The organism is Nonomuraea sp. NPDC001684 (assembly GCF_053596515.1).
Genome location: NZ_JBSFGJ010000829.1, coordinates 1 through 1,805, shown reverse-complemented (window position 1 = coordinate 1,805; position 1,805 = coordinate 1). Strand labels below are relative to the sequence as shown.

The following is a 1,805-nucleotide window of genomic DNA, read 5'->3' as shown; positions in this document are numbered from 1 at the left end:
AACCCCAAGCGGTACGACCTGGCCAAGGTGGGCCGCTACAAGATCAACAAGAAGCTCGGGGTCGACTCCGAGATCACGCAGGGCACGCTGACCGAAGAGGACATCGTCGCCACCATCGAGTACATCGTCCGCCTGCACGCGGGCGAGGAGTCGATGCCGGGCGCCAACGGTGAGGTGATCGTCGAGGTCGACGACATCGACCACTTCGGCAACCGCCGCCTGCGCAGCGTCGGCGAGCTCATCCAGAACCAGGTCCGCCTGGGCCTGGCCCGCATGGAGCGCGTCGTCCGCGAGCGGATGACCACCCAGGACGTCGAGGCGATCACGCCGCAGACCCTGATCAACATCCGTCCCGTCGTGGCCTCCATCAAGGAGTTCTTCGGCACCTCGCAGCTGTCGCAGTTCATGGACCAGACCAACCCGCTGGCCGGCCTGACGCACAAGCGGCGTCTGTCCGCGCTCGGCCCCGGTGGTCTGTCCCGTGAGCGGGCCGGCTTCGAGGTCCGTGACGTGCACCCGTCCCACTACGGCCGGATGTGCCCGATCGAGACGCCTGAAGGCCCGAACATCGGTCTGATCGGCTCGCTGGCCTCCTACGGCCGCATCAACGCCTTCGGCTTCGTCGAGACGCCCTACCGCAAGGTCGTCGACGGCCGGGTGACCGACCAGATCGACTACCTGACGGCCGACGAGGAAGACCGCTACGTCAAGGCGCAGGCCAACACGACGCTCAACCCCGACGGGTCGTTCGCCGAGTCCCGCGTCCTGGTCCGTACCAAGGGCGGCGAGACCGAGCTCGCCCGTGCCGAGGAAGTCGACTACATCGACGTGTCGCCGCGCCAGATGGTGTCGGTCGCCACCGCGATGATCCCCTTCCTCGAGCACGACGACGCCAACCGCGCGCTCATGGGCTCCAACATGCAGCGCCAGTCGGTGCCGCTGCTCAAGAGCGAGGCGCCGCTGGTCGGCACCGGCATGGAGTACCGTGCCGCGACCGACGCCGGCGACGTCATCAGCGCCGAGAAGGCCGGCGTGGTCGAGGAGGTCTCGGCCGACTACGTCACCGTCATGAACGACGACGGCACGCGTACGACGTACCGGGTCGCCAAGTTCAAGCGCTCCAACCAGGGCACCTCCTTCAACCAGAAGCCCATCGTCGCCGAGGGCGACCGGGTCGAGGTCAACCAGGTCATCGCCGACGGCCCCTGCACCGACAACGGTGAGATGGCGCTCGGCAAGAACCTGCTCGTGGCGTTCATGCCGTGGGAGGGCCACAACTACGAAGACGCCATCATCCTGTCCCAGCGCCTGGTCCAGGACGACGTCCTGTCCTCGATCCACATCGAGGAGCACGAGGTCGACGCCCGCGACACCAAGCTGGGCCCGGAGGAGATCACCCGGGACATCCCCAACGTGTCGGAAGAGGTCCTGGCCGACCTCGACGAGCGCGGCATCATCCGGATCGGCGCCGAGGTCGTGCCCGGCGACATCCTGGTCGGCAAGGTCACCCCGAAGGGCGAGACCGAGCTGACCCCGGAGGAGCGGCTGCTGCGCGCCATCTTCGGTGAGAAGGCCCGCGAGGTCCGCGACACCTCGCTGAAGGTGCCGCACGGCGAGCAGGGCAAGGTCATCGGCGTGCGCGTGTTCAGCCGCGACGAGGGCGACGAGCTCCCGCCGGGCGTCAACGAGCTGGTCCGCGTCTACGTGGCCCAGAAGCGTAAGATCACCGACGGTGACAAGCTGGCCGGCCGTCACGGCAACAAGGGCGTCATCTCCAAGATCCTGCCGGTCGAGGACATGCCGTT

1 protein-coding gene is annotated in these 1,805 nt (G+C 67.6%); it reads left to right on the top strand.

The genetic code is table 11. The annotated features are described in order from the left end of the window. Positions 1-1,805: DNA-directed RNA polymerase subunit beta (gene rpoB / locus ACWCSD_RS52255; RefSeq protein WP_449927315.1), on the top strand; the 1,805-nt coding region annotated here is incomplete at both ends.